The organism is Sinorhizobium glycinis (assembly GCF_001651865.1).
GTDB classification, from domain to species: Bacteria; Pseudomonadota; Alphaproteobacteria; order Rhizobiales; family Rhizobiaceae; genus Sinorhizobium; species Sinorhizobium glycinis.
The window spans coordinates 696,696-720,757 of record NZ_LPUX01000053.1 but is presented as its reverse complement, the minus strand read 5'-3'; the positions used below and the strand labels follow the sequence as shown (position 1 = coordinate 720,757).

The window sequence follows — 24,062 nt, the reverse complement described above, 5'->3', positions numbered from 1 at the left end:
CTGGTCTTCGAAAGAATATCAGTCGAGATCAGAGCTGGCTTTGACTTCGATCAACAGGACGCGAAATTCAATTTCGCTCGGCCAAATCCAATGCATGCTGGGCGATCATCACTTCTTCGTCAGTCGGGACAATGAGCAAGGCGAAGCGGCGTCTTCGCTCGACATCTCCAGCTCTGCCGCTGTGTTGGCGGGTGAATGGAACGTGCTCCGGGCGTTCGAGCTTCGCTGTCCGGCGTCAATCTTCGAGTCCCCGCATCTGCAACGCCGCACTTTGCGGTCCGGAGGCGTGGGGCGATTCATGTCCGAACAAGGGCGCCTCATTGATTCAACGCAATGCCGGGTCGATGAAATTGAAGTAAAGTTTTGGTTTCGGCTGACGTGCCTCCGTCGCTGCTCAGCCGCAGCTTGTGGTGGCGCGTGCCTGTGTCGAGAGGAGCGACCCATGGCTTCGACCAACACTGCAATCAGCATGAACCACGATACCGTCGAGAGTTCAGCGGCATCTCGTCCTCTTTCGCCTGACGAATTGCATCTGCTCGATGCTTACTGGCGGGCTTCCAACTATCTCTCGGTCGGCCAGATATACCTGCTCGACAATCCGCTGCTCAGAGAGCCGCTGAAGCGCGAGCACATCAAGCCGCGATTGCTCGGGCACTGGGGAACCTCCCCGGGCCTCGACATGCTCTATGTGCACCTGAATCGGGTCATCAAGCGCGACGACCTCAACATGATCTACGTCATCGGCCCTGGCCACGGCGGACCGTCACTCGTCGCTCACGCTTACCTCGAAGGCACCTACAGCGAGGTCTATCCCAATATCAGCCAGGACGCGCAGGGCATGAAGCGGCTGTTCAAGCAGTTCAGCTTCCCCGGCGGCATACCGAGCCACGTCGCACCTGAAACGCCCGGCAGCATCCACGAGGGCGGCGAGCTCGGATACGCGCTCAGCCATGCCTACGGCGCGGCATTCGACAACCCCGACCTGATCGTCGCTTGCGTCGTAGGCGACGGGGAAGCCGAGACCGGGCCGCTCGCGACCGGATGGCAGGGCAACAAATTCCTCAATCCCGCCCGCGACGGCTGCGTGCTGCCGATCCTTCATCTGAACGGCTACAAGATTGCCAATCCCTGCTTTCTCGCCCGCATTCCCGAGGAGGAACTGCGCAAGTTCTTCGAGGGCATGGGCTACAAACCGTATTTTGTCGGGGGCCGCGATCCCGAGGATGTCCACCAGAAGCTCGCCGGCGTGCTCGACATCGCCGTCGGCGAGATCAAGAAAATCTGGGCCGATGCGCGTACGAACGGTAATCTCAAGCGCCCGGCATGGCCGATGATCGTCTTCCGGACGCCGAAGGGCTGGACATGCCCGCCGGAGATCGACGGCAAGAAATGCGAGGACTACTGGCGCTCGCACCAAGTGCCCATGGGCGAGATGGACAAGCCGGAGCATATCCGCATTCTCGAGCAATGGATGAAAAGTTACAGGCCGGAAGAGCTTTTCGACGAGACCGGCCGGCTCAAGTCCGAAATCGCTTCCCTTGCTCCTGAGGGCGCTCGGCGGATGAGCGACAATCCGCATGCCAATGGCGGGCTCGTTTTGCGTGATTTGAAGATGCCCGACTTCAAGGACTATGCCGTGGAGCTTTCCGGCCACGGAACGACTGTCGCAGAGTCGGCCCGCGTCATGGGCAAGTTTCTCCGGGATGTGATGAAATCGAACCTGGAGAGCCAGAACTTCCGCTTGTTCAGTCCAGACGAGAACAACTCAAACCGGTGGCAAGATGTGCTCGAGGTCACCAACCGCTGCTACATGGCAGAGATTTATCCGGAGGACGACCACCTTTCGCCGGATGGTCGAGTGATGGAGGTGCTGAGCGAACACCAGTGCCAGGGATGGCTCGAGGGCTACCTACTGACCGGACGCCACGGCTTCTTTTCCTGCTACGAAGCATTCATCCACATCATCGACTCGATGTTCAACCAGCACGCCAAGTGGCTGAAGGTCTCGAAGGAAATCCCGTGGCGGCGCCCGATCGGCTCTCTCAACTACTTCCTGAGCTCCCATGTCTGGCGGCAGGATCACAACGGCTTCAGCCATCAGGACCCCGGCTTCATCGATCACGTCGTTAACAAGAAGGCCGACGTCATCCGGGTTTATCTGCCGCCGGACGCGAACACGCTGCTATCGGTTACGGATCATTGCCTGAGGAGCCGCGACTACGTCAATGTCGTCGTCGCCGGCAAACAGCCCGCGCCGCAATGGCTTACCATGGACCAGGCGATCAAGCACTGCACCGCCGGCCTCGGGATCTGGGAGTGGGCGAGCAACGACAAAGGAGCCGAGCCGGATGTGGTGATGGCCTGCTGCGGCGACGTTCCGACCCTGGAGACGCTGGCAGCGGTCGAATTGATCCGTGAGCACCTGCCGGATATCAAGGTGCGCGTCATCAATGTGGTGAACCTGATGAAGCTGCAGCCAGCGGAAGAGCATCCGCACGGCCTGTCGAACCGCGACTTCGATGCATTGTTCACCAAGGACAAGCCGATCATCTTCGCCTTCCATGGATATCCTTGGCTGATCCACCGACTCACCTACCGTCGCGCGAATCACAAAAATCTGCACGTGCGCGGCTACAAGGAAGAGGGTACGACGACCACGCCATTCGACATGGTGGTGCTGAACCAGCTCGACCGATACCATCTGGTCGAGGACGTGATTGACCGGCTGCCGCAACTGGGGGCCCGTGCCGCCTATTTCAAGCAGGCGATCCACGAGAAACTGATCGAGCATAGGCAGCATATCGAGAAATACGGCGACGACATGCCTGCGATCAGCGGCTGGAGATGGGGCCTGAAAAGTACCGCCAGTAAATCTCAGGGCACGTCGACTGAAGGGGATAACGTTTAAGGACACCACGCGTCGGAAACTCGAGGGTCCTGATACAAGGGACCAACCCCAAGGACATGGGATACGAACGCATTCGTCCTCAGGAGATCGCCCGACGGAGCAGAAACCATGCCCGAGATGCTCTCGACCGATGCCGATCTCCATGGGCAGCCGACCGATGAAAACCTCGGGCGGCTGCAGTTCACGACATTGCTGTACTACCTGCAGGTCACAAATCCGGACAACGGCTTGGTTCGTGACAAAACGGAACCGAGCGCCCCGGCAAGCATAGCGGCAATCGGCATGGCGCTGGGGACGATTCCCGTTGTTGTCGAACGCGGCGTAATCATCCGCGAATTCGCGGCCAAGATTACCCGCAAGCGATTGCGATTCTTGTTGGAACTTCCACAAGGACCAGAGCCGGACGCCTCTGGTTACAAAGGCTTCTTCTATCATTTCCTCGATATCGAGACCGGGCGCCGGGTCTGGCAATGCGAATTGTCGACCATTGATTCGGCTTTCCTGTTTGCGGGCGCTTTGACCGTGGCAGCCTATTTCGACCAGGACACGGCCGCCGAAGCGGAGATCCGGCAACTTGCCACGGCGCTTTACCGGCGTGCCGACTGGAACTGGGCCCGCGATCATGGCCCTACTATCACCCACGGCTGGCGGCCGGAAAGCGGGTTCATCCCTTACCGATGGCGCGGATATGACGAGGGACTGCTTCTCTATATCCTCGGCTTGGGTTCGCCGACCCATCCCTTGCCCACAGAATCCTACACCGCCTATACGGAAAGCTACGAATGGAGGAATATATTCGGCCGCGAGCTGCTCTATTCAGGCCCCCTCTTTACGCACCAGCTTTCCCATATGTGGGTTGATTTTCGGGGAATCCGCGACGCCTTCATGCGCGAGCACGACAGCGACTACTTCCAGAACAGCCGACAGGCGACGTTCGTGCAGCAGGAATATGCGATTCGCAACCCGATGCAGTTCGTAGGCTACGGCGAGCACTGCTGGGGTTTCACCGCAAGTGACGGGCCCGGTTGGGTCACGCGAGTGGTCAATGGCGTCAAGCGGGAGTTCTTCGATTACATCGCCCGAGGGGCTCCATTCGGGCCAGACGACGGAACTGTTTCACCATGGGTTGTCATCGCTTCGCTTCCATTCGCGCCTGAAATTGTCATTCCGACAGCCCGCAACTTTGCCCGAATGAACCTCGGCATGACACGACTGTACGGGTTCAAACCATCGTTCAATCAGTCGTTTTCGGTGGAAAACAGTCCCACTGGATGGTGGGTCACTCCGTACCACTTTGGCATCGACCAGGGACCGGTTGTGCTGATGGTTGAAAACTACCGGACGGGCTTGCTCTGGGACATCATGCGCCGATCCGGACCCGTTGTGTCGGGGCTGCGCAGAGCCGGGTTCACCGGGGGTTGGCTGTGACACGCATGCTCATAGAAGGGCGGAAGGCGCCCTGCCGATCCACTGCGCCCGCCTGCCTTTCGTAACCCGTCCACGAACTGCCCGGCCGCTACTGCCGTCTTTTGCATCTCGGACAAGACGAGCGGCGCCGGAGGACGCGGACTGCCTGAACCTTCGGAAGCGTCGGTCATGGCGATCGCCGATCCCGACTTGTCGCTGCGCGACATTGCCGCCCAGTTGGACCAGATGCATGAGCGGCCGCCACGGGGGCGGCCGGAAATGGTAGCCGTCTTCCGTCAGTCCGCTGTTGGACGAGGCGAGCCGCGTCGGGCTCGTTCGCTTGTGCGCGCCTGGCCATGAGGTGCCCGAGCTTGCAAAGACGCGCCATTGCCGCCAACGGACGGATGACAGCTTCGCGCGCCACCAGAATCCTTCGCTTTCAAACCGTCACCGACTCGAATAGTCCTCGAAGGAGAGAAGCGCTTCGTTGAAGTGCTGTGCGCTCCTGTGCGTCAAGATCAGGGAGCAGTTCGGTTGTAATGCCTTCACGACCCACGACACGGGGTATCGATAAAGCTACATCCTGCACTCCCGCGACCACTGCGGTGACACTCGAGACCGATAGCACCGCCTGCTCGTCCTGTCTTATCGCCCCGACAATTCGGGCAAGACCCGCTCCAATCCCGTAGTAGGTAGAGCCTTTGCCCTTGATGATTGTGTAGGCCGCGTTACGGGTCTTGCTGTCGATGTCTGCCCGGACGGCGTCCGTAATTGGCGCGCCGACCCGTGCACCGAAGAGAGCAATCGGAACGGTGCCGGCCCTGGCGCCGGACCAGGCCAGCACCTGGCTGTCACCGTGTTCGCCAAGCACGTAGGCGTGAATGGATCGGGGCGACACGCGAAGGTGCGCCCCGAGCAGGCTGCGAAAGCGCGCGGTGTCGAGGATCGTACCCGAGCCGATTACCCGCTGGGTCGGCAGCCCCGAATAAATCGCGGCGATTTGGGTCATGATGTCGACCGGATTGGATGCGACGAGCAGAATTGCATTCGGGCAAAAGCGAATGATCTCGCCGACCACGGTGCGGAAGACAGCGGCGTTGCGACCCAGCAGGTCGGTCCGCGTCTCGCCGGGTCGCTGGGCGACCCCCGCGGCGATGACGACGACACCGGCATCTCGGAGGCGATCGTAGTCTCCGTGAACGATCGACGTCGCCGACGCAAATGGCATCGCATGTGCGATATCAAGGGCATGTGCCTCGGCGAGAGCTGGATCGAGATCAACCAGCACAATCTCGCTTGCCACGCCTCGCAGGCCGAGAGCGTAGGCAGTCGCACTGCCCACCATGCCGGTTCCGACAATACCGACTTTCATCCCGTGTCCCTCCATCGCGACCCGCAGCTGGGCGAGAAGGCGATCCGAAAGCTCGAAACGAGAACAAATTCTCCCAAACGGGAGCCCAAATGACTGAAAATGTTCCAACTGTGAGAAAGAAAAAGCGGCTTATAATCAAGTGGCTGGGGAACCTGGATTCGAACCAGGACTAACGGAGTCAGAGTCCGCTGGTCTACCGTTAACCTATTCCCCAAGGCCTGCAGGCGATGTGGCCGCCCGCGTCGGTGTGGCGGGCTTATAAACAAAAGAACTGCCGATGCAAATACCCTTTGGCAAAAAAATGCGGCCGGCCTGTGGTCAAGGCGCTGTCAGCGGGCACGGATCGCCGGCTTTTTGGACGCTGAGGCGGCGGAGCTGCGGTCGGTTGTGCGCCTCCAAAAAAAGTTTGGCGAAAAAGGGCGGCGCTGGTACAGTCGCGCCAACGCAAAATCGAGAGAGCGCCTTGAGCGGCCGGAAGGCTTCGCGCGGCGCGATGGTTGAGACAAGTGAAAGACCCCGATCACGGCGCAAAGCCGTCTGAATCCGGGGCGTCGGCAGCAGGTCGTGGCGAGGCGCATAAGCTTGTGCCGCGCGGCGGCAAGGGGAAACGGAGGCGGCGCAAGTCGTCCGGTTCGCCGTCTGCAGTTGCCAGCCGATCCGGGCATCCCGGAGAAGCAGGGCGTCCCGCAGCACTGGACGAAGCGGAGCCGGCGCGCAAGCGCAAGCGGCGCCGCCGTTCGAAGGCCGCAAGGCCGCAGGGCCAGGCGCCCGCCGTTTCAGGCGCCGCCGCCCACGAGACATCGATCACCGACAAGAAGGGCCAGAAGCGCGGCAAGAAGGCGCGCCAACGGCGCGGCCTGCAGGGGCGGCCGCTCGCGTCCAGCGGCAAGCCGCTTGCGGCGGAACGGCCCGCCGAAACCCAGCGGCCGCGCGAGGCCTCGGCCGCGCCGCAACAGCCGCGCAAGGATGAGCTGCGCGCTCCATATGTCACGCCCAGCGAGCCGCCCGTGCCGCTTTATGCGGCGCTCGACCTCGGCACCAACAATTGCCGTCTTCTGGTCGCGCAGCCGACCCGGCCGGGGCAGTTCCGCGTCGTCGACGCCTTCTCGCGGATCGTCCGGCTCGGCGAGGGGCTCGGCGCCAGCGGCAGGCTCTCCGACGATGCGATGGAACGCTCCGTCGAAGCGCTGAAGATCTGCGCCGGCAAGCTCAATGCCCGTTCGATCCGCCGCCGCCGGCTGATCGCCACCGAGGCGGCGCGCGCCGCCGAGAACGGCGAGACCTTCATGATGCGCGTCGCTGAGGAAACCGGGCTCGATCTCGAAATCATCGATCGCGAGACCGAGGCGCGGCTTGCCGTTTCCGGCTGCTCGTCGCTCGTCGATCGCGAGACCAAGTCGGTCGTCCTCTTCGACATCGGCGGCGGCTCGTCGGAAATCGCGGTGATCCGCATCGGCGACAACCGCTCGAGCCGGCTCGCCAACCACATCACTCATTGGACCTCGCTGCCGGTCGGCGTCGTGACGCTTTCCGAACGGCACGGCGGCGAGCACGTGACGCCGCAGAGCTTCGAGACGATGGTGCGCGAAGTCGAAGGCATGCTCGACCGGTTCGACGGCCCGTCGGTCGAAGCGCTGGAAAGCGCCTCCGGCAGCGGCTTCCATCTGATCGGCACGTCGGGCACGGTGACGACGCTTGCTGGCGTCCATCTCGACCTGCCGCGCTACGACCGGCGCCGGGTGGACGGGCTCTGGCTCACCGACGAAGAAGTCTCGGCCATGCAGGCGCGCCTGCTCTCCTGGGATTTTGCTGCGCGCGCCGCCAACCCCTGCATCGGCCCGGATCGCGCCGATCTGGTGCTTGCCGGCTGCGCGATCCTCGAGGCGATCCGCCGCCGCTGGCCGTCGACGCGGATGCGCGTCGCCGACCGGGGGCTGCGCGAGGGCCTGCTGACCGACATGATGGCTGACGACGGCGCCTGGCGCCGGGCGCGTCCGCGTCGTTATCAGCGCGGTCAGGGACCCACGGCTGCAAGCGAGGAGCGGCTGAGGCCCCACGAAGGGAACAAGGCATGACGAAATCCCCGATCGGCGGCAACCGCAGCGGTCGCAAGCTCGGCCAGAAGGTGAAGAAGGGCAAGCTCAAGGCGTCGTCACGCCGCTGGCTGGAACGGCACATCAACGACCCTTACGTGCAGCGCGCCCAGCTCGAAGGCTATCGCGCCAGAGCAGCCTTCAAGCTTCTGGAGATCGACGAGAAGCACAAGATCCTATCGGGTGCCCGACGCATTATCGATCTCGGCGCCGCACCCGGAAGCTGGTCGCAGATCGCGGCCAAGGTGACGAATTCGAGCGATGCCGACCCGCGCGTGGCGGCGATCGACTTTCTCGAGATGGACCCGATCCCCGGCGTCCGCTTCCTGCAGATGGATTTCCTAGATCCGCAAGCGCCGGAAAAGCTCAAGGAGGCGATCGGCGGGACGCCGGACCTCGTGCTCTCCGACATGGCGGCACCGACCACCGGACACCGGCAGACCGACCATCTGCGCACCATGCATCTCTGCGAGGTGGCGGCGCATTTCGCGGTCGAGGTGCTGGCCAAGGGCGGGCACTTCCTGGCGAAGACCTTCCAGGGCGGCACGGAGCGCGATCTTCTCAACATGCTGAAGCAGAATTTCCGCCAGGTCATTCATGTGAAGCCGGCTTCGTCGCGTGCGGAATCGGTCGAGATGTTCCTGCTTGCCAAGGGGTTCAAGGGCCGGGATGCGGCCGCGAGCGAGGAGGCGGCGGAGGACGCCGCGGCGGAATAGGACCATGCTGCTTTACGTGACGGTCGGCACCAACGATCTCGAACGCGCCGGCGCCTTCTATGATGTCGTGCTCCCGACCCTTGGCTACCGTCGCCAGCGGCAGGACGAAACCGAGATCGGCTACGGCGCCGATGGCGATGTGCGCGTCCGCTTCTGGGTGGTCACCCCGTTCAACCGCGAGCCTGCCACCTATGGCAACGGCGTGAGCATCGCGCTCGTGGCCGAGACGCGGAGCGCTGTCGATGCCTTCCATGCGGCGGCGCTGGCTGCCGGCGGCACCGACGAGGGCGCGCCGGGGCTGCGGCCGTTCCACGCGCATTTTTATGGCGCCTGGGTCCGGGATCTCGATGGCAACAAGATTGCCGCCGTCTGCGAACGCCCGGAATAGAGCACGATGCTGCCCGGCCGCTTTGTGAGGGCAGTTGGCGGAGCCCACCCCCCTCTGCCCTGCCGGGCATCTCCCCCACAAGGAGATCGACTCGCGGCGACCCCCTCGTTCCCGCATTTGCCTTGCAGCACTGCGGCATCCGCGGCCTTGATGTGGGGCGTGGCGATGCTTCCGGCCAATCTCCACCCTTGTGGGGGAGATGCCCGGCAGGGCAGAGGGGGGTGCCGATGTCTGGAACAGCTCCCGTCCAGCCGCCCAGATTGTATTCTACTTGCCCGCCGTGGCCTCGGCTTCCCGGAGCGCTTTTCGATGGCCGGATACGGACGCTCCGGCATTCTTCGCCATGGTCAGGAACGGGATCGCCGCCAGCAGGTTGGCCGCCGCGATCATCATGAAGGCGATGTGGAAATCGTCGAGGGCCAGCGGCCCGCCGTCGATCGCGGTTTGAATCTCGAGGATCGCACCGGCCACCGCCACTCCGAGCGCGAGACTGATCTGCTGCAGCACGGCGCTCATCGATGTCGCCTTGCTGGCGTCCGCGTCGTCGATGTCGGCGAATGAGAGCGCGTTGACGCTGGTGAAAAAGAAGGAGCGGGCGAAGCCGGCGACGAGCAGGATCGAAAGCATGGCAAGGTACGGCGTCGCCGGCGTGAAGAAACCGTTCGCGAAGGTGGTGACGGCGGCGATCACGGCGGCAACGATCAGCGTGGTCCGGAAGCCGGCAAGGGCAAGCACGCGCCGGGCGAAGAACTTGGTGGTGATCGCGCCGACAGCGCCGATGAAGGTAATCAGCCCCGACTGGAACGGATTGAGGCCGAAGCCGATCTGCAGCATCAGCGGCATCAGGAAAGGAACGGCGCCGACGGAGATACGGAAGATCGTGCCGCCGACCGAGGCGGCGCGGAAGGCGCCGTCGCGAAACAGCCCGAGATCGAGCACCGGCGCCGGATGGCGGCGGGCGTGGAAGATGTAGAGGAAGGTCGCTGCGACACCGGCCGAGACCGAAGCGATGCCGACCGCAGGCGGCAGGGCCGGCAGGCTGACGACCGACAGGCCGAAGACGATGCCCGACGCGGCGATGCCGCCGAGCAGGAAGCCGAGGATGTCGACCGGCGGCGGGTTTCGTACCTCCATCTCCGGCAGGTAGATGCCGGAAAGCACATAGCCGGCGATGCCGACGGGCACGTTGATCAGGAAGATCCAGTGCCAGGAGAAATAGGTGGTGATGAAGCCGCCGAGCGGCGGGCCCGCCAGGGGGCCGACAAGGGCGGGGATGGTGAGCAACGCCATGGCCGAGACGAGCTCGCTGCGCGGGGTGCCGCGCACCAGGACGAGGCGTGCGACCGGCGTCATCATCGCGCCACCCATGCCTTGCAGGAAGCGCGACAGCACGAAGGCGACGAGGCTGTCGGCGACGGCGCAGAACACCGACCCAATGATGAAGATGAGGATCGCAGCGCGAAAAATGCGCTTGGCACCGAAGCGGTCCGCCATCCAGCCGCTCAACGGTATGAAGATCGCCAGCGCCACCATGTAGGCGGTGAGCGCCAGCTTGAGCGTGATCGGCCCGACCCCGATGTCATGCGCGATCGCCGGCAGCGATGTTGAAATGACGGTGGAATCCATCTGCTCCATGAAGAGAGCGATGGCGAGGATCATCGGGACGATGCGGTTCATGAGAGGCCTTGGATGCGGGGCTCGGTGTCCGGTAGACGGTCCCGATGGCTTTGTCGGGGCAAAACCGGCGATTGCAGATCAAAAGCCTGTGATGTGGCTGACCTTTTCTGTCAAGGCCGCTACTTCTTGCCTGCGGCGAGCAGGAGCAGCGCCGATCAACAGGAGCGATCATGATCACACATAGTTTCAAGCGCCGAACCCTTTTCGGGGCAGGGGCGGCTGCCTTGGCAGCGCCGGGCCTTTTGACGGGGATCGCAACGGCTCAGGAAAGTGCGGAAATGGGCGCCATGGCAAGTGATGCGGCTTTCAAGGTGTTGAAGCTCGGCACCTTCAAGGTGACGGTGATCAGCGACGGCACCCGCGCCTCGGAAAACCCGCACGAGACCTATGGCACCAACCAGCCCGCAGAGGCGGTCTCCGCGTTGCTCGAACAGAATTTCCTGCCGACCACCGGTCTTATCAACGGCTTTGCCCCGGTTCTGGTCGATACCGGATCGGAGATCGTGTTGTTCGACACGGGCCTGGGCGAGGGTGGCCGGGAGGCCGGAACCGGAAAACTCGCCGAAGGGATCCGGGCCGCCGGCTACGCGCCGGAGCAGGTCTCGGTCGTCGTCATCACTCATATGCACGGCGATCATATCGGCGGCCTCGTGGAAGGCGGCAAGCCGGCCTTCCCGAACGCCCGCTATGTGACCGGCCAGGTGGAGTTCGACTTCTGGAAGGACGAGGCTCGCGTCGGTACGCCGGCCGAAAACGGCCACAAGGCGGTGCTGCAGAAAGTCGTCCCCCTGGCGGAAAAGACCACCTTCATCGCTGACGGTGCCGAGGTGGTTCCGGGGATCGCCGCCATCGCTGCTTTCGGCCACTCCCCAGGGCACATGATCTACCGGCTCGAGTCCGAGGGCAAGGCGCTGATCCTGACCGCGGACACGTCCAACCACTACGTCCTGTCGCTGCAGCGGCCGGATTGGGAGGTTCGCTTCGACATGGACAAGGCTGCGGCGAGCGCCACACGCAGAAAAGTCTTCGACATGATCGCGACCGACCGGCTGCCCTTCATCGGTTACCACATGCCGTTCCCAGCCGTCGGCTTCGTCGAGCGGCAGGACCAGGGCTACCGCTTCGTGCCGGCAACCTACCAGTTCGACATTTGAATTCAGAGCTTTGTTGCTCTGCAACAACAAATATGCGGGGCCCGGGAGATTTCCGGGCCTTAACTATTTCCATTCTGACATAACCGTGTTACGAGCCCTCGCCAACTTCCAAGACAAGCTTTGAAGTCACCCGGTGGACAAGTCGCTGATGGTCCCCGGGGATTTTCGTATATTCGAAGAGGAACTGGCCATGGCGCGCATCATCGAAACGGCAACCGGTCTGGAGGCTCTGACCTTCGACGACGTCCTGCTCCAGCCGGGACATTCCGAGGTTATGCCGGGCCAGACGAACATCGCGACCCGCATCGCCCAGGACATCGACCTCAACCTGCCGATCCTTTCCGCTGCCATGGACACGGTCACCGAGGCGCGGCTGGCGATCGCCATGGCCCAGGCCGGCGGCATCGGCGTCATCCACCGCAACCTGACGCCTGCCGAACAGGCCGAAGAGGTGCGCCAGGTCAAGAAGTTCGAAAGCGGCATGGTCGTCAATCCGGTGACGATCGGTCCGGATGCGACGCTGGCCGACGCGCTGAGCCTGATGAAGGCGCACGGTATATCCGGCATCCCGGTCGTGGAAAACGGCGGCAGCGGCGGCCAGAAGCAGGGTCGCCTTGTCGGCATCCTGACCAACCGCGACGTCCGCTTCGCTTCCGATCCGAGCCAGAAGATCTACGAGCTGATGACCCGGGAGAACCTGGTCACGGTCAAGGAAAACGTCGACCAGCAGGAAGCCAAGCGCCTGCTGCACAAGCACCGCATCGAGAAGCTGCTCGTCGTCGATCCGGAAGGCCGCTGCGTCGGACTCATCACAGTCAAGGACATCGAGAAGTCGCAGTTGAACCCGAACGCCTCCAAGGACTCCCAGGGACGGCTGCGCGCCGCCGCGGCGGTCAGCGTCGGTGATGACGGCTTCGAGCGCGCCGAGCGGCTGATCGATGCCGGCGTCGACCTGATCGTCGTCGACACCGCCCACGGCCACTCGCAGCGCGTGCTCGACGCGGTCGCCCGGGTGAAGAAGCTGTCGAACTCGGTCCGCATCATGGCTGGCAATGTCGCGACGGCGGATGGGACGAAGGCGCTGATCGACGCCGGCGCCGATGCCGTCAAGGTCGGCATCGGTCCCGGCTCCATCTGCACGACGCGCATTGTTGCCGGCGTCGGCGTGCCGCAGCTGGCGGCCATCATGGCGGCCGTCGAGGCGGCGCAGGCCTCCGGCATCCCGGTCATCGCCGATGGCGGCATCAAATATTCCGGTGATCTTGCCAAGGCGATCGCCGCCGGTGCGTCCGCCGTCATGGTCGGCTCGCTGCTCGCCGGCACCGAGGAAAGCCCGGGCGAGGTATTCCTCTATCAGGGCCGCTCCTTCAAGGCATATCGCGGCATGGGTTCGGTCGGCGCCATGGCGCGCGGTTCGGCCGATCGCTATTTCCAGGCGGAAGTCCGCGACACGCTGAAGCTCGTGCCAGAAGGCATCGAGGGCCAGGTTCCCTATAAGGGGCCGGTCGGCGGCGTCCTGCATCAGCTCGCCGGCGGCCTCAGGGCGTCGATGGGCTATGTCGGCGGCGCGACGATCAAGGAGTATCAGGAACGCGCCACCTTCGTGCGCATCTCCGGCGCCGGCCTTCGCGAAAGCCACGCGCACGACGTGACGATCACCCGCGAGAGCCCGAACTATCCGGGCGCCGCCTGATGTCTGCGGTGGGACGCCGCCCGGCGTCCCACGTCCGTGCTTCATCCTTCACCCTGCGCGGGTCGACGACGGCCGCATCGTTCTCGACCCGAACAGACCCTGCTGTAGATCACGACAAGTAACGCAGTTTTGACGTGTGCCTGCCGTCTGCTGACCTATGCTGTCGGCGCGCGGCCGGCTGTCGACACCGGTTCGCAAGAAACTGCCGGAGGAAAGCATCATGAACAAGCCTGTGATCACTCAGGCAATGATCGATGCCTATGACGAATACACGCACCTTACCCTCGATCGCCGCCGCTTCATGGAGAGGCTGACGACGCTTGCCGGTTCGGCGGCGGCGGCCGCGGCAATTGCCCCGATGCTGGCCGCCGACAGCGCCAAGGCCGAGATGGTCGGCGCGACGGACGAGCGGATCAAGGGAGAGGACATCACCTATCCCGGTGCCGATGGCGAGATGAAGGGCTACCTCGTCAGGCCGGCCAATGCGTCCGGAAAGATCCCGGCAATTATTGTCATCCATGAGAATCGCGGCCTCAATCCACACATCAGGGATGTCGCGCGCCGCGTCGCCCTCGAAGGATTCGTCGCGCTCGCTCCGGATTTCCTGTCGCCCGGCGGCGGAACGCCGCGTGATGAGGACAAGGCGCGCGAGATGATCAGCGCGCTCGACGCGGGTGAAACCGATTCCAACGCGGTGGCGACCGTTGCCTTCCTCATGGATCACGCGGAAAGCACCGGCGATGTCGGCGCGATCGGCTTCTGCTGGGGTGGCGGCATGGTCAATCGCCTTGCCGTCAATTCTCCCGATCTCAAGGCCGGCGTCGCCTACTACGGCTCCCAGCCGAAGGCCGAGGACGTGCCGAAGATCAAGGCCGCGATGCTTCTTCACTATGCGGGGCTCGACGAGCGCATCAATGCGGGCATCGAGGCTTACCGCAAGGCGCTGACGGAGAACGGGAAGGACGCCACGATCCACGTCTATGACGGCGTCAACCACGCCTTCAACAACGATACCTCGGCCGCCCGCTACGACAAGGCTGCAGCCGATCTCGCCTGGGGACGCACCATCGAGTTCCTGAAGACGAAGCTCGCCTGACCCGCGACGAATTCTCGGGATAGGGGACCGCTGCGTTCTCCTATCCCGTGGCGGCAGCCTCGTCGGATATCGAGCGAGCGCAATGGACGATCGCTTCGGCAAGCGCGTCCATATCGCGCCGGCGTGGGTTGCTGCGGCGCCAGATGAGCCCGATCTCGCGCGCCGGCCCGGGCGCGGCAAAGGGCACGATGCGGATGGAATTGCGCGACGCCTCGCTCGGTATGGCGATCTCCGGAATGAGCGTCATGCCCATGCCGTTGGCCACCATCTGCAGAAGCGTCGCCATGGAAGTGGCGCCGAAGCTCGTCAGCTGCCGCTTGCCGGCGGTATTGCAGACGGCCAGCGCCTGGTCGCGAAGGCAATGACCTTCCTCGAGCAAGAGGAGTTGCGAGATATCGACCTGCTGCTCGGTCAGGGGCGACATCAGCACGTTCCGTTCGTTGTCCGCGACTGCCATGAAGAACCGGTCGGAAAACAGAGGTCGCGTGGCGATGCCGTCGGCATCGATCGGCAGTGCCGCGACGACTGCGTCGAGGCGGCCGTCGGCAAGATCGGCGATCAGCCTATCGGTCAGCGACTCCTTGAGCTCGATTTCGATCTCTGTGTATCGCGCCCGCAGATAGGGAATGAGCCGCGGCACCAGATAGGGTGCCAGGGTCGGGATGACACCGAGGCGGACACGCCCTTCGAGCGTTCCGGAATTCGCGCGGGCGCTCTCCTCCAGCCTGTCGACATCGGCCAGGATGGCCCGGACCCGCGCCAGCACGTCCTCGCCCTTGCCGGTCAGAAACACGCCGCCGCGGCTTCTCTCGACAAGTTTGACGCCGAGATGCTCTTCCATCTCCATGATCTGCGCCGAAAGGGCCGGCTGGCTGACATGAGCGAGCTCGGCCGCTCGGCCGAAATGGCGGGCCGTGGCGAGAGCATCGAAATAGCGCATCTGCCGAAGCGTCAACATGATAGGAATTGCTTATTGAAAATGCGGCTGAGATACAATCACTGATTATCGGATTGAACGAACCGCCGCCACGGAGCGAAGGCGCAAGCGACCCCGAAGTAAGGTGCGAGGGCCACGCCTCGGGAGAGGCGTGGCCCTCGTTTCGGCCGTCAGGCGGGCTTACCAGCCTGGCAGCATATGGCTCTGCCTGAGGCGCGGGTAGCGCGGATAGCCCTTGATGTCGTTGTCGAGATCGTCGTTGACCGCGACCGGGGTGATATTGTCGAGGCAGGCGGTGATGTGGTTGGTGATCGCGTTCGAGAGCGATGGCGAAAGCCCGGGGCGCTTCATGATGCCGATCTGCACGGGGGCGAGCGCCGGGAACCCGTCCGCGAGCGTCAGCACCTTCATGCCGGGGCGAAGAGCCGACTCCGGCAGGACCGAAACCGCCATGCCGGCGAGCACCGCGGCGGCGACGACCGTCGACGACCAGCTCGTGAACAGGATCTGGTATTCCCGGCCCGTCGCATCGAGCGCGGCACAGGCGGCCTGGCGCCAGATGCAGTCGCGGCGTCCGACGGCGAGCGGAATCGGCGCGTTTTCCGGAAGCGGATGGTTGATCGAGCCGACCCAACAGAGCGGTTCGGTCCTGACCACATCGGATGGCCGCACCCGCGGATTGTGGGTGACGAGCGCGATGTCGAGGTCGCCCTTCGCCATCTTCTCGGCGAGGTCGGGCGAAGGCTCGCAGACGATGTAGAGCTCGACGTTCGGGTGCGTCTTCGCAAAGCGAACGATGATCTCGGGCATGTAGCGGTCGGCATAGTCGTCGGGGGTGCCGATCCTGAGCGTGCCTTCGAGCCGGTTATCGTCGAAGGAGGCGATCGCCTCGTTGTTGAGGCGGATCATCCGCCGGGCGAAATTCAAAAGCCGGTCGCCCTCGACCGTCAGCCGGTTGCCGCGCCCGTCCTTCATGAACAGCGGCTTGCCGATGCGTTCCTCCAGCCGGCGCATCTGCATCGATACCGCCGACTGGGTCTTGAAGACGCGATCGGCGGCCTTGGTGAAGCTGCCCGTATCGGCGATGGCGACGAAGGTTTGCAACTGATCGATGTCGAGCGGTGCGGACATGGTCAATACCCATAAGATTGTTTGATGAATACCATTAAAAACATTCGTTGGACTGATCAATAAGCATTTGCGATTCATAGCGTGCAAATCACGTCAATCCTCTCGGCGACTTTAGCCGTCGACCAACCAAACCATTCCCGTTTGCCCCTGCGATGACCTCCCCGCAGGGAACGGGTTTCTTCGTGCCTGAAAAAGGAGTTCCGCCATGCGCACGACCCAACACGCCCTCGATCTCGACCTCGCTGCAGGCAAGCCGTCGCTTGCGTCCCGCACGGCAGGTGTCATCGGCGTGCTGACGGCTGTCTGGCGCCTGTACCGAAACCGCTGCCAGATTGCGCGTCTTCACGATCTCGACGACCGGCAACTGCTCGACATGGGGCTGAAACGAGAAGATCTGCACGAGGCGATGACCTCGTCCTTCTTCGAGAACCCGGGCAGCTTCCTGACGCGCGCGTCGCGAAACCGGGCGCATCTCTTCTACAGGGGTGTCCGCCACGATTGATCCCAATGGCATGTCCCCCGCCTCGGATACGCCATTTGCGGCATGATCCCGCAAAAGCTTGCCGCCATCGCGCGGATCATGCCGCGAAATTCCAGTTACGGTGACGCTTATCACCGATCTGTTCCCCGCAGGGTATGAGCCAATAGACCCTGCCCCTTGCCCGGTACATGCCAAGACGTGTACCGGGCTTTTTTGTCCGTCAATTAGGAACGGCGAACCGAGTTTTTGCCCCTCATCCGCCTGCCGGCACCTTCTACCCGCAAGCGGGGCGAAGGGGTATGGCGCGCCAACCTCGTCCGCTCTTCCCGTCGAGACGTCGAGACGGGGAGAGGGGCAATTCCGCCGCGTTAACCCTTCGTACCTGAACCGCCCTTGTAGCTCTCGAACAGGGCGTCGATGTTCTTCTGATATTCCTTCTGCATCACAAGGCCAGTGTCGAACATGCTGTTCATCATCTGCGAGAACTGCGCGAGGGCGGGGTTTTCGTCGGGCTTCTTCTCGGCCGCTTTACCGCCGTTGCCCATCATGTCCTGGAACGCCTTGACGAAGGGATTGTCCGCGAAGAAGTCGGGTGTTTTCGGTTTCGCATCTCCCTTGCCGACGCCGAAAAACCCCTGCATCGCTTGGGTGAAGGGATTGTCGAACGGGTTCGGCGGAGGCTCGGGCTTCTTGGCGAGGCCGGTCGCCTCCATCCATTGCCGCATCAGCGTCATCATCGGATTGTTGGCGAGCGCTTCGTTCACCTGGCTGGTCGTCTCCTTGAAGAGACCGCCCATGAGCGTGGTCGCCATCACCGGCAGCATCTGCTTGTAGACTTCCTGGCCGATGCCGGTCATCTGCGCCGCCTGCGTGGCGATGGCCCGCGACATCTCCTTCGAGCCGAAGAGCTGGCCGAGAATATCGTTGCCGTCTGCCACGCCCTGGGGCGTGAAGGCCTGCCTCATATCCTCGAAATATTTCACATAATTGCCGGTCGAGAGTGCCGTCAGCAGCGCGCCGAAATCATAGGGATTGGCGGTGTTGCGCTTGAAGCCCGTGGAAAAGGCCGGCATCAGCGCCGCTGCCGCCTTCGCCATCTGCTCCTGGGCCAGGCCGAACTGCTTCGCCATCAGCTCGATCGCCTGGCCATTTTGCGCTTGTGCGAACATGTCAAAAAGCGGTGCCATGGCATTTCCTTCCCGGGCGAGCGACGCATGTCATTGCACTATAACGGGAATCGAAGGGCTGGAAACCGCTTTTTGCTTGGACGTGGGACGCGTGCCGCTCCTCAGTATTGGTATTCGGTGAAGACCGGATCGACGGAACGGTTCCAGCGGCCATCGTAGAGGGCGAGCAGGTCCTCGGCGAGCGTCGCCTTCTTCGCCAACACCTCGTCGAGCGGCTCCAGGAAGTGGCTCTCGTCTATGCCATCGCCATTCAGATTGTTGCGCCGCTTCAGCCCGGCGCGCGAAATCGCCAACACTTCGCGGGCGATGTCGAAGAGCGACGCCGTTCTGAACTTCGCGGACAGCCCCTCGGCGGGAACCGCGTCCCTGAGAGCCTGAACCTCGTCGTAGCCCCAGTCGCGCGTAAGAGCCTCGGCATCCGCCAACGACTGGTCGTCATAGAGCAGCCCCACCCAAAAGGCGGGCAACGCGCAGATCCGCCGCCACGGCCCGCCGTCGGCGCCGCGCATCTCGAGGAAGCGTTTCAGCCGGACGTCGGGGAAGAGCGTCGAAAGATGATTGGTCCAGTCGCCCATGTTGGGCCGCCATTCGGCGATCTCGCCCTTCAGCGCCCCGTCCATGAACTGGCGGAAGGTCACATGGGTACAGTCATGATAATGGCCGTCGCGCACGACGAAATACATCGGCACGTCGAGGGCCCATTCGACGTAGTCGGCAAAGCCGAAGTCGGGCTTGAAGGCGGATGGCAGGAGGCCGGCGCGTCGGTTGTCGGTATCGCGCCAGATGTCGCCGCGCCACGAAAGCAGTCCGTTCGGCTTGCCGTCGGTAAAGGGCGAGCTCGCGAAGAGGGCGGTGGCGAGCGATTGCAGCTTCATCGATACCTGCATCTTGCGCCGCATGTCCTCCTCGGAGGAGAAGTCGAGATTCACCTGGATCGTGCAGGTGCGATACATCATGTCGAGGCCCTTGGTCCCGACCTTCGGCATGTAGCGCGTCATGATCGCGTAGCGCGACTTCGGCATGCGCGGCGTCTCTTCGAAGGTCCACTTCGGGCTGCCGCCGATGCCGAGGAAGCGGATGCCGAGCGGCTCGGCGATTTCGCGAAGCACGGCGAGGTGCTGGTTTGATTCCTTGCAGGTCTGATGCAGGTTCTCGAGCGGCGCACCGGAAAGCTCGAATTGGCCGCCGGGCTCCAGCGAGATCGCGCCATTGCCCTCGCGTTCCGCAAGGCCGATGATGTTGCCCTCGTCGAGGATCGGCTCCCAGCCGTTCCTTTGAGCCATGCCCTTCAGAAGCGCCTCGATGCTGGCCTCGCCGAAATAGGGCACGGGGGTGTTGTCTGCCTTGAAGAAGGCGAATTTCTCGTGCTCCGTCCCGATCCGGAATTTATCCTTCGGCTTCGATCCGGACGCGAGGTAGGCGGTCAAGTCGGCAACGGAGGTGACCGGCGTCTGGTCGGTGGTGTCTCGGGCCATATTCGTCTTCTTCGTATGTGCGGGATCCCGCCAATAGCAGGACTGGATGGAGGGTGCTTGAACCGTAATCAAGTGCGGTGCAAGTCAATTTCTTTCAAGATGCCCTCAAAAAAACTCGGTTCCTGTGCCGCTGCCGATCGATGGCGTCATCGCCAATCGCCAAGCGTTGCCTGGATGATCGCAAGTGCGGCCACGGCTGCCGTATCGGCGCGCAGGATGCGCGGGCCGAGCGGGATCGCGGTGACGTAGTCGAGGCTGCGCAACAGCACCCGCTCGGCATCCGAGAAGCCGCCTTCCGGGCCGATCAGCAGCGCGAGACGGCGCTCGCTGATCCTATTGAGGATCGGCAGCGGGTTCTGGCTCTCATTGCCCTCGTCACAGAAGATGATGCGCCGTTCGCGCGGCCAGTTCGCCAGGAGTTCTTCGAGCTTTCGCGCCGGCTCCACGGAGGGAATGCCGAGAACACCGCACTGCTCCGCCGCTTCGATGACATTGGCGCGCAGCCGGTCGAGATTGCCGAACTTGCCTTGCACATGCTGCGTCATCACCGGCTGCAGCACGCCGGCGCCCATCTCGACAGCCTTCTGGACCAGGTAATCGAGTCGCCCCACCTTGAGCGGGGCGAACAGGTAGACGAGGTCCGCGGGTGCGGGCTGTGGACGCGTCTGCTCGCTCGCCGTGAGAACCAAATGCTTCCGGGAAGGCAGGGACAGTTCCGCACGCCACTCGCCGTCTCGTCCGTTGAAGACCAGGATCGACGAGCGCTCGCCGAAGCGCAGCACGTTGACCAGATAATTGAACTGATCCTTCGTCGCTTCGTGCCTTGCCCCGGCGTGAAGCGGGCTTTCGACGAACAGCCGTTGCATGCGGAAATTGGCGCGCATTCGGTACCTTCACAGAAACAGGCCGGCGAGGAGGCGATAGACGAGCGCCGAGAGCAGTGCGGAGGCCGGAAGCGTGATCACCCAGGCGGCGACGATCGTCAGGAAGTAGGAGCGGCGCACCAGCCTGCGGCGGCGCACTTCCGCGAAATTCGTTTCGATGGCCTCGCCCATGAAGCCCGATTGCCCGGTGCGGCGCCGGACATACTCCAGCCGGCGCCGCGAATGCTGCGTGTACCATTCGCGGAAGAAGCCCACGCCGAAAACTGCGCCGACCGCCGTATGCGTGGAACTGATCGGCAGGCCCAAGGCCGACGCGAGGAGCACGGTGACCGCAGTCGCCAGCGCCACACAGAAGGCGCGCATCGGATTGAGGCGGGTGATCTCCTCGCCGACGACGCGGATCAGGATCGGCCCATAGAGAAGCAGACCCAACGATATGCCGAAGGCGCCGATAAGCAGCACCCAGAAGGGCGCTTCCGACCGCGCCGTCGAAATCACGCCGCCGACCGCCGAGACGATCGCCGACAGGGGCCCGATGGCGTTCGATACGTCATTGGCGCCGTGCGCGAAGGAGAGCAGCGCGGCGGAGAAGATCAGCGGCAAGCGGAACAGCTTGCGAAGCGACTGGTTGCGGTTTTCGAGTCCCTCGGATTGGCGATGAATCCACGGCCTGCACAGCACGTAACATGCAGTGCCGGCGAAGATGCCGATAGGCAGGCCGGTCCAGAGCGAAGCTATTTGCAGACGGACAAGGCCGAAGACGGCCACATAGGTCGTGAACGAGCCCGCCGTGACGCCGAGCACGATCGGCATCCAATACCGTGCCGCCTGGATCTTGTCGTCGCGGTAGATGACGAATTCCTTGAGGAATGCCAGGAAGAGGGCGGCAATGGCGCCGCCGAGCAGGGGTGAGACCGACCAGCTCGCGGTGATCCCGGCGATTGCCCACCATTTGACGCTGGCGAAGCCCTCGGCTGCCAGGCCGGCGCCGATGATGCCACCGACGATCGAGTGGGTGGTCGAGACAGGCGCGCGCGAATAGGTGGCGATATTGATCCATATCGCTGACGAAAGCAGCGCGGCCATCATCACCCAGACCAGCACCTCTGGCCCGAGTAATCGTGCGCCGTCAACGATGCCAGCCTCGATGGTGAGCGTGACCTTACGCCCGGCGATCACGGCTCCGGCAATCTCAAAGACGGCGGCAATGCAGAGAGCCGTCGCCATCGTCATGGCCTTCGCGCCGACCGCGGCTCCGACATTGTTGGTGACGTCGTTGGCGCCGATGTTCATCGCCATGTAGGCGGCGACTGCGGCCCCGGCCACGACAATCGCCGTGCCGGACGCGCCTGTGAAATAACTGGCGGCGAATGCCATGCTGAGGATCAGGAAGAGCAGGCCGAGGCCGGGGGCGGCAAGCCCGCGCATGACGTATTGCGACGCCTCCTCGGCAAGGCTGACCTTGTCTAGATCCTTGTCGAGCGTCAGCTTTTCGAGGCGCGGCCTGGCCACAAATATTTCTCCATTGTCATATTCGCCAGTAGCGGTCCGCGACGGCGCATTCAAGCAGTGTCGGAAAAATTGGCACGGGGAAGGCGCGACGGATGGGCTGGCCGCTGGACCGTCAGTCCTCGGACGTCTCGGGCTCCGGCGGCAGGGCGGCGGCCATTCGCTTGCCGAAGCCCAGGATTAGCTCCCTCAGCGAAGGCTCGGCGACGCGCCTGGCAGCCTCCTCGTAGTCGACCCACTCGAGCTTCCGCTCGCCCTTCTCGGGGAAATTCTTGCAGAGATTGCCGACTTCGAGGGCGTGGACCTGGACCTTGCAGGGAATCTTCAGCCCGTGGTCCATGCGTTTCTGGTAGACATAGGAGCCGATCGCGGCCTTCTGCGCCTTCCCCTTGACCCCAGCCTCTTCATAGGCCTCACGCTCGGCGACTTCGTGCGCCCACTTTCCCTGCATCGGCCATCCCTTGGGGATGACCCAGCGGCCCGTATCGCGACTGGTGAGCAGGAGAATTTCCGGAGACCTCGTCTTCTTGCGGATGCGGTAGCACAGCGCGGCATATTGCATGCGCGCCGGTCGACGCAGCATCAGATGCACATCAGAAGCTAGACGGTGCAAGAGGTTCAAGGGAACCGATACTCCTTTGCGAATCACATTCAAAACCAGACATTCGAAAATTATGGCGCGCCTGACTTGCGTGTAAATGACGCCCGCCGATCAATAACCGATAAAGTGCGTTGCGGTTCCGTGAGCGGAACGCCGTTGCGAATACATGTAATGCTTCCGCGCGCCGCTTGCCAGAAAACGGCATTGCGGGTCGCATTCACTTCACATTGGAAACCTCGAGCGGCGCACCACCTGGAAAAGCCGGCCTTGCGCCTGATGCATGTCGCCCAGAAGTGTGCAGCGCTTTGGAACAACGACATGGATAAAGACAAAGACCTAAAGCGCGTCGCGTGAACCCGTTTGATCGCGACGCGCTTTAGGAGCCGGCGCGGTCACGTTGTTGCAGGCGCAGTCGCGCGATGCGGGCCCACTCGCCGCTGCGCTCCGCATCGCGCGCCGCGGCGGCGACGAAGTCGATATGGTCTTGTGCGGCAGCCTTGGCGGCCCCGGGGTCGCGCGCCATGATGGCGGCGTAGATCGCCTCGTGCTGGGCAAGCAGCCGGTCGCGCGCGCCCGGTGCGCCGAAGACCGAGCTGCGATGAAAGAAGATGCCCTGGGTCAGGAGCCGATAGCAGGCCCTCAGCGTGTGCAGCAGGATGATGTTGTGCGCGCTTTCGCCGATCGCGTTGTGCAGCTCGACGTCTGCTTCGAGCTCGTCGTCGAAATTGCCGCTGGCATGTGCCCCGCGCATCCGCTCGATGACGCGGGTAAGAAGGTCGCGGTCAAAGTCCGTGGCACGCGTCGCGGCAAGTTCCGCCGTCAGTCCCTCCAGTTCGCGCCGGTATTCAAGATAATCCTGCGTTGCCTTGTGGTGACGGCCGATGAGCTCGATCAGCGGTTTCGAGAAGATCTGGCCGACGACGTCGGCGACAAAGGTGCCGCCTCCGTGGCGGCTTTCGAGCAGCCCGCGCGTTTCCAGTTCCTTGAGCGCCTCGCGCAGGATCGGCCGCGACACGTCCAACCTCTTCGACAGATCCCGCTCGCCCGGCAACCTATCCCCATCACGCAGCACGCCCTCCAGAATCAGGAGTTCGATCTGCTGAACGACCTCGTCCGCGGTGCGGCTGTGGCTGATGCGCGCGTAGAGGTCGCTCTGGTCTTCGGTCACGGCAAATCTCCCGGGATACGGAAATGCTTGTTTCTTCCCGCTCACGCCATCGGCGGCAATCTAGCAGGCCCCATGAAGTGGTCAAATCGATTGTCCACTTGCCGAGATGCGGCTGCTAAAAGTCAAGCTGCGTCAATGCGTCCTGTTCTCTTTGCGCCCCCGGTTGATAAGAAAAAGGTGATGAA

The 24,062-nt window shown here is 63.1% G+C and carries 19 protein-coding genes, 1 tRNA gene and 1 pseudogene; 10 read left to right on the top strand and 11 right to left on the bottom strand.

Annotated features, from left to right (window positions below):
• The first annotated feature begins 442 nt into the window (after positions 1 to 442).
• The 3 genes and pseudogenes from AU381_RS08335 to AU381_RS30695 form a co-directional block, all read left to right on the top strand.
• Entirely contained in the window at positions 443 to 2,908 is a 2,466-nt protein-coding gene (locus AU381_RS08335) for a phosphoketolase family protein (RefSeq protein WP_082909720.1), read from the top strand.
• Positions 2,909 to 3,016: 108 nt separating this feature from the next.
• Positions 3,017 to 4,336: a glucoamylase family protein gene (locus tag AU381_RS08330; RefSeq protein WP_064241264.1), complete on the top strand. Its 1,320-nt coding sequence runs from the start codon at positions 3,017 to 3,019 to the stop codon at positions 4,334 to 4,336.
• A 162-nt stretch (positions 4,337 to 4,498) separates the two neighbouring features.
• A pseudogene (locus tag AU381_RS30695) lies at positions 4,499 to 4,601 on the top strand (recombinase family protein); the annotation flags it as partial.
• Between the two features lie 153 nt (positions 4,602 to 4,754).
• On the opposite strand, the gene AU381_RS08325 reads toward AU381_RS30695, so the two are convergent.
• Both AU381_RS08325 and AU381_RS08320 read right to left on the bottom strand, forming a co-directional pair.
• Entirely contained in the window at positions 4,755 to 5,687 is a 933-nt protein-coding gene (locus AU381_RS08325; RefSeq protein WP_064241263.1) for an L-lactate dehydrogenase, read from the bottom strand.
• 140 nt (positions 5,688 to 5,827) lie between these two features.
• Positions 5,828 to 5,901: transfer RNA gene (locus tag AU381_RS08320), tRNA-Gln, on the bottom strand.
• 292 nt (positions 5,902 to 6,193) lie between these two features.
• Here AU381_RS08320 and AU381_RS08315 point away from each other — a divergent pair.
• From AU381_RS08315 to AU381_RS08305, 3 genes are read left to right on the top strand one after another with little or no spacing between them, the layout of a single operon-like run.
• On the top strand, positions 6,194 to 7,762 hold the full coding sequence (locus tag AU381_RS08315) for a Ppx/GppA phosphatase family protein (protein ID WP_064241262.1): 1,569 nt from the start codon (positions 6,194 to 6,196) through the stop codon (positions 7,760 to 7,762).
• Entirely contained in the window at positions 7,759 to 8,496 is a 738-nt protein-coding gene (locus tag AU381_RS08310) for an RlmE family RNA methyltransferase (protein WP_064241261.1), read from the top strand. The genes AU381_RS08315 and AU381_RS08310 overlap by 4 nt, the downstream gene beginning before the upstream one ends.
• A 4-nt stretch (positions 8,497 to 8,500) precedes the next feature.
• On the top strand, positions 8,501 to 8,884 hold the full coding sequence (locus AU381_RS08305; RefSeq protein ID WP_064241260.1) for a VOC family protein: 384 nt from the start codon (positions 8,501 to 8,503) through the stop codon (positions 8,882 to 8,884).
• 267 nt (positions 8,885 to 9,151) lie between these two features.
• Here AU381_RS08305 and AU381_RS08300 read toward each other — a convergent pair whose 3' ends face one another.
• Complete coding sequence (locus tag AU381_RS08300) at positions 9,152 to 10,561, bottom strand: DHA2 family efflux MFS transporter permease subunit (protein WP_064241259.1); 1,410 nt, start codon at positions 10,559 to 10,561, stop codon at positions 9,152 to 9,154.
• A gap of 170 nt (positions 10,562 to 10,731) precedes the next feature.
• Between AU381_RS08300 and AU381_RS08295 the strand changes: the two genes are divergently transcribed.
• The 3 genes from AU381_RS08295 (at position 10,732) to AU381_RS08285 (ending at position 14,504) form a co-directional block, all read left to right on the top strand.
• A complete protein-coding gene (locus AU381_RS08295; protein ID WP_064241258.1) occupies positions 10,732 to 11,715 on the top strand; it encodes an MBL fold metallo-hydrolase in 984 nt (327 codons plus the stop codon).
• Between the two features lie 190 nt (positions 11,716 to 11,905).
• Positions 11,906 to 13,408, top strand: coding sequence for an IMP dehydrogenase (guaB, locus tag AU381_RS08290; protein ID WP_064241867.1), 1,503 nt, complete (start codon positions 11,906 to 11,908; stop codon positions 13,406 to 13,408).
• A 220-nt stretch (positions 13,409 to 13,628) separates the two neighbouring features.
• Positions 13,629 to 14,504, top strand: coding sequence for a dienelactone hydrolase family protein (locus AU381_RS08285; RefSeq protein WP_064241866.1), 876 nt, complete (start codon positions 13,629 to 13,631; stop codon positions 14,502 to 14,504).
• A gap of 40 nt (positions 14,505 to 14,544) precedes the next feature.
• Here the strand turns inward: AU381_RS08285 and oxyR are convergent, their stop codons facing one another.
• Both oxyR and AU381_RS08275 read right to left on the bottom strand, forming a co-directional pair.
• Positions 14,545 to 15,462 (bottom strand): hydrogen peroxide-inducible genes activator OxyR, encoded by a 918-nt coding sequence (gene oxyR / locus AU381_RS08280; protein ID WP_064241257.1) that lies wholly within the window; start codon positions 15,460 to 15,462, stop codon positions 14,545 to 14,547.
• Between the two features lie 159 nt (positions 15,463 to 15,621).
• Positions 15,622 to 16,572: a LysR substrate-binding domain-containing protein gene (locus AU381_RS08275; protein ID WP_064241256.1), complete on the bottom strand. Its 951-nt coding sequence runs from the start codon at positions 16,570 to 16,572 to the stop codon at positions 15,622 to 15,624.
• Positions 16,573 to 16,777: 205 nt separating this feature from the next.
• Here AU381_RS08275 and AU381_RS08270 point away from each other — a divergent pair, with 205 nt between their 5' ends.
• Positions 16,778 to 17,074: a DUF1127 domain-containing protein gene (locus AU381_RS08270; RefSeq protein WP_064241255.1), complete on the top strand. Its 297-nt coding sequence runs from the start codon at positions 16,778 to 16,780 to the stop codon at positions 17,072 to 17,074.
• Between the two features lie 347 nt (positions 17,075 to 17,421).
• Here AU381_RS08270 and AU381_RS08265 read toward each other — a convergent pair whose 3' ends face one another.
• The 6 genes from AU381_RS08265 to AU381_RS08240 form a co-directional block, all read right to left on the bottom strand.
• Positions 17,422 to 18,240 carry a DUF937 domain-containing protein gene (locus AU381_RS08265; RefSeq protein WP_064241254.1) on the bottom strand — a complete coding sequence of 273 codons (819 nt, stop codon included), beginning with the start codon at positions 18,238 to 18,240 and terminating at the stop codon, positions 17,422 to 17,424.
• Positions 18,241 to 18,341: 101 nt separating this feature from the next.
• Positions 18,342 to 19,715, bottom strand: a complete 1,374-nt coding sequence (locus AU381_RS08260) for a glutamate--cysteine ligase (RefSeq protein WP_064241253.1) — start codon at positions 19,713 to 19,715, stop codon at positions 18,342 to 18,344.
• A gap of 146 nt (positions 19,716 to 19,861) precedes the next feature.
• Complete coding sequence (locus AU381_RS08255) at positions 19,862 to 20,599, bottom strand: 16S rRNA (uracil(1498)-N(3))-methyltransferase (RefSeq protein WP_064241252.1); 738 nt, start codon at positions 20,597 to 20,599, stop codon at positions 19,862 to 19,864.
• A gap of 9 nt (positions 20,600 to 20,608) precedes the next feature.
• Complete coding sequence (locus tag AU381_RS08250; RefSeq protein WP_064241251.1) at positions 20,609 to 22,111, bottom strand: inorganic phosphate transporter; 1,503 nt, start codon at positions 22,109 to 22,111, stop codon at positions 20,609 to 20,611.
• A 112-nt stretch (positions 22,112 to 22,223) separates the two neighbouring features.
• Positions 22,224 to 22,730 carry an NUDIX hydrolase gene (locus AU381_RS08245; RefSeq protein WP_082909719.1) on the bottom strand — a complete coding sequence of 169 codons (507 nt, stop codon included), beginning with the start codon at positions 22,728 to 22,730 and terminating at the stop codon, positions 22,224 to 22,226.
• A gap of 355 nt (positions 22,731 to 23,085) precedes the next feature.
• Complete coding sequence (locus tag AU381_RS08240; RefSeq protein WP_082909718.1) at positions 23,086 to 23,877, bottom strand: FadR/GntR family transcriptional regulator; 792 nt, start codon at positions 23,875 to 23,877, stop codon at positions 23,086 to 23,088.
• Between the last annotated feature and the right edge of the window lie 185 nt (positions 23,878 to 24,062).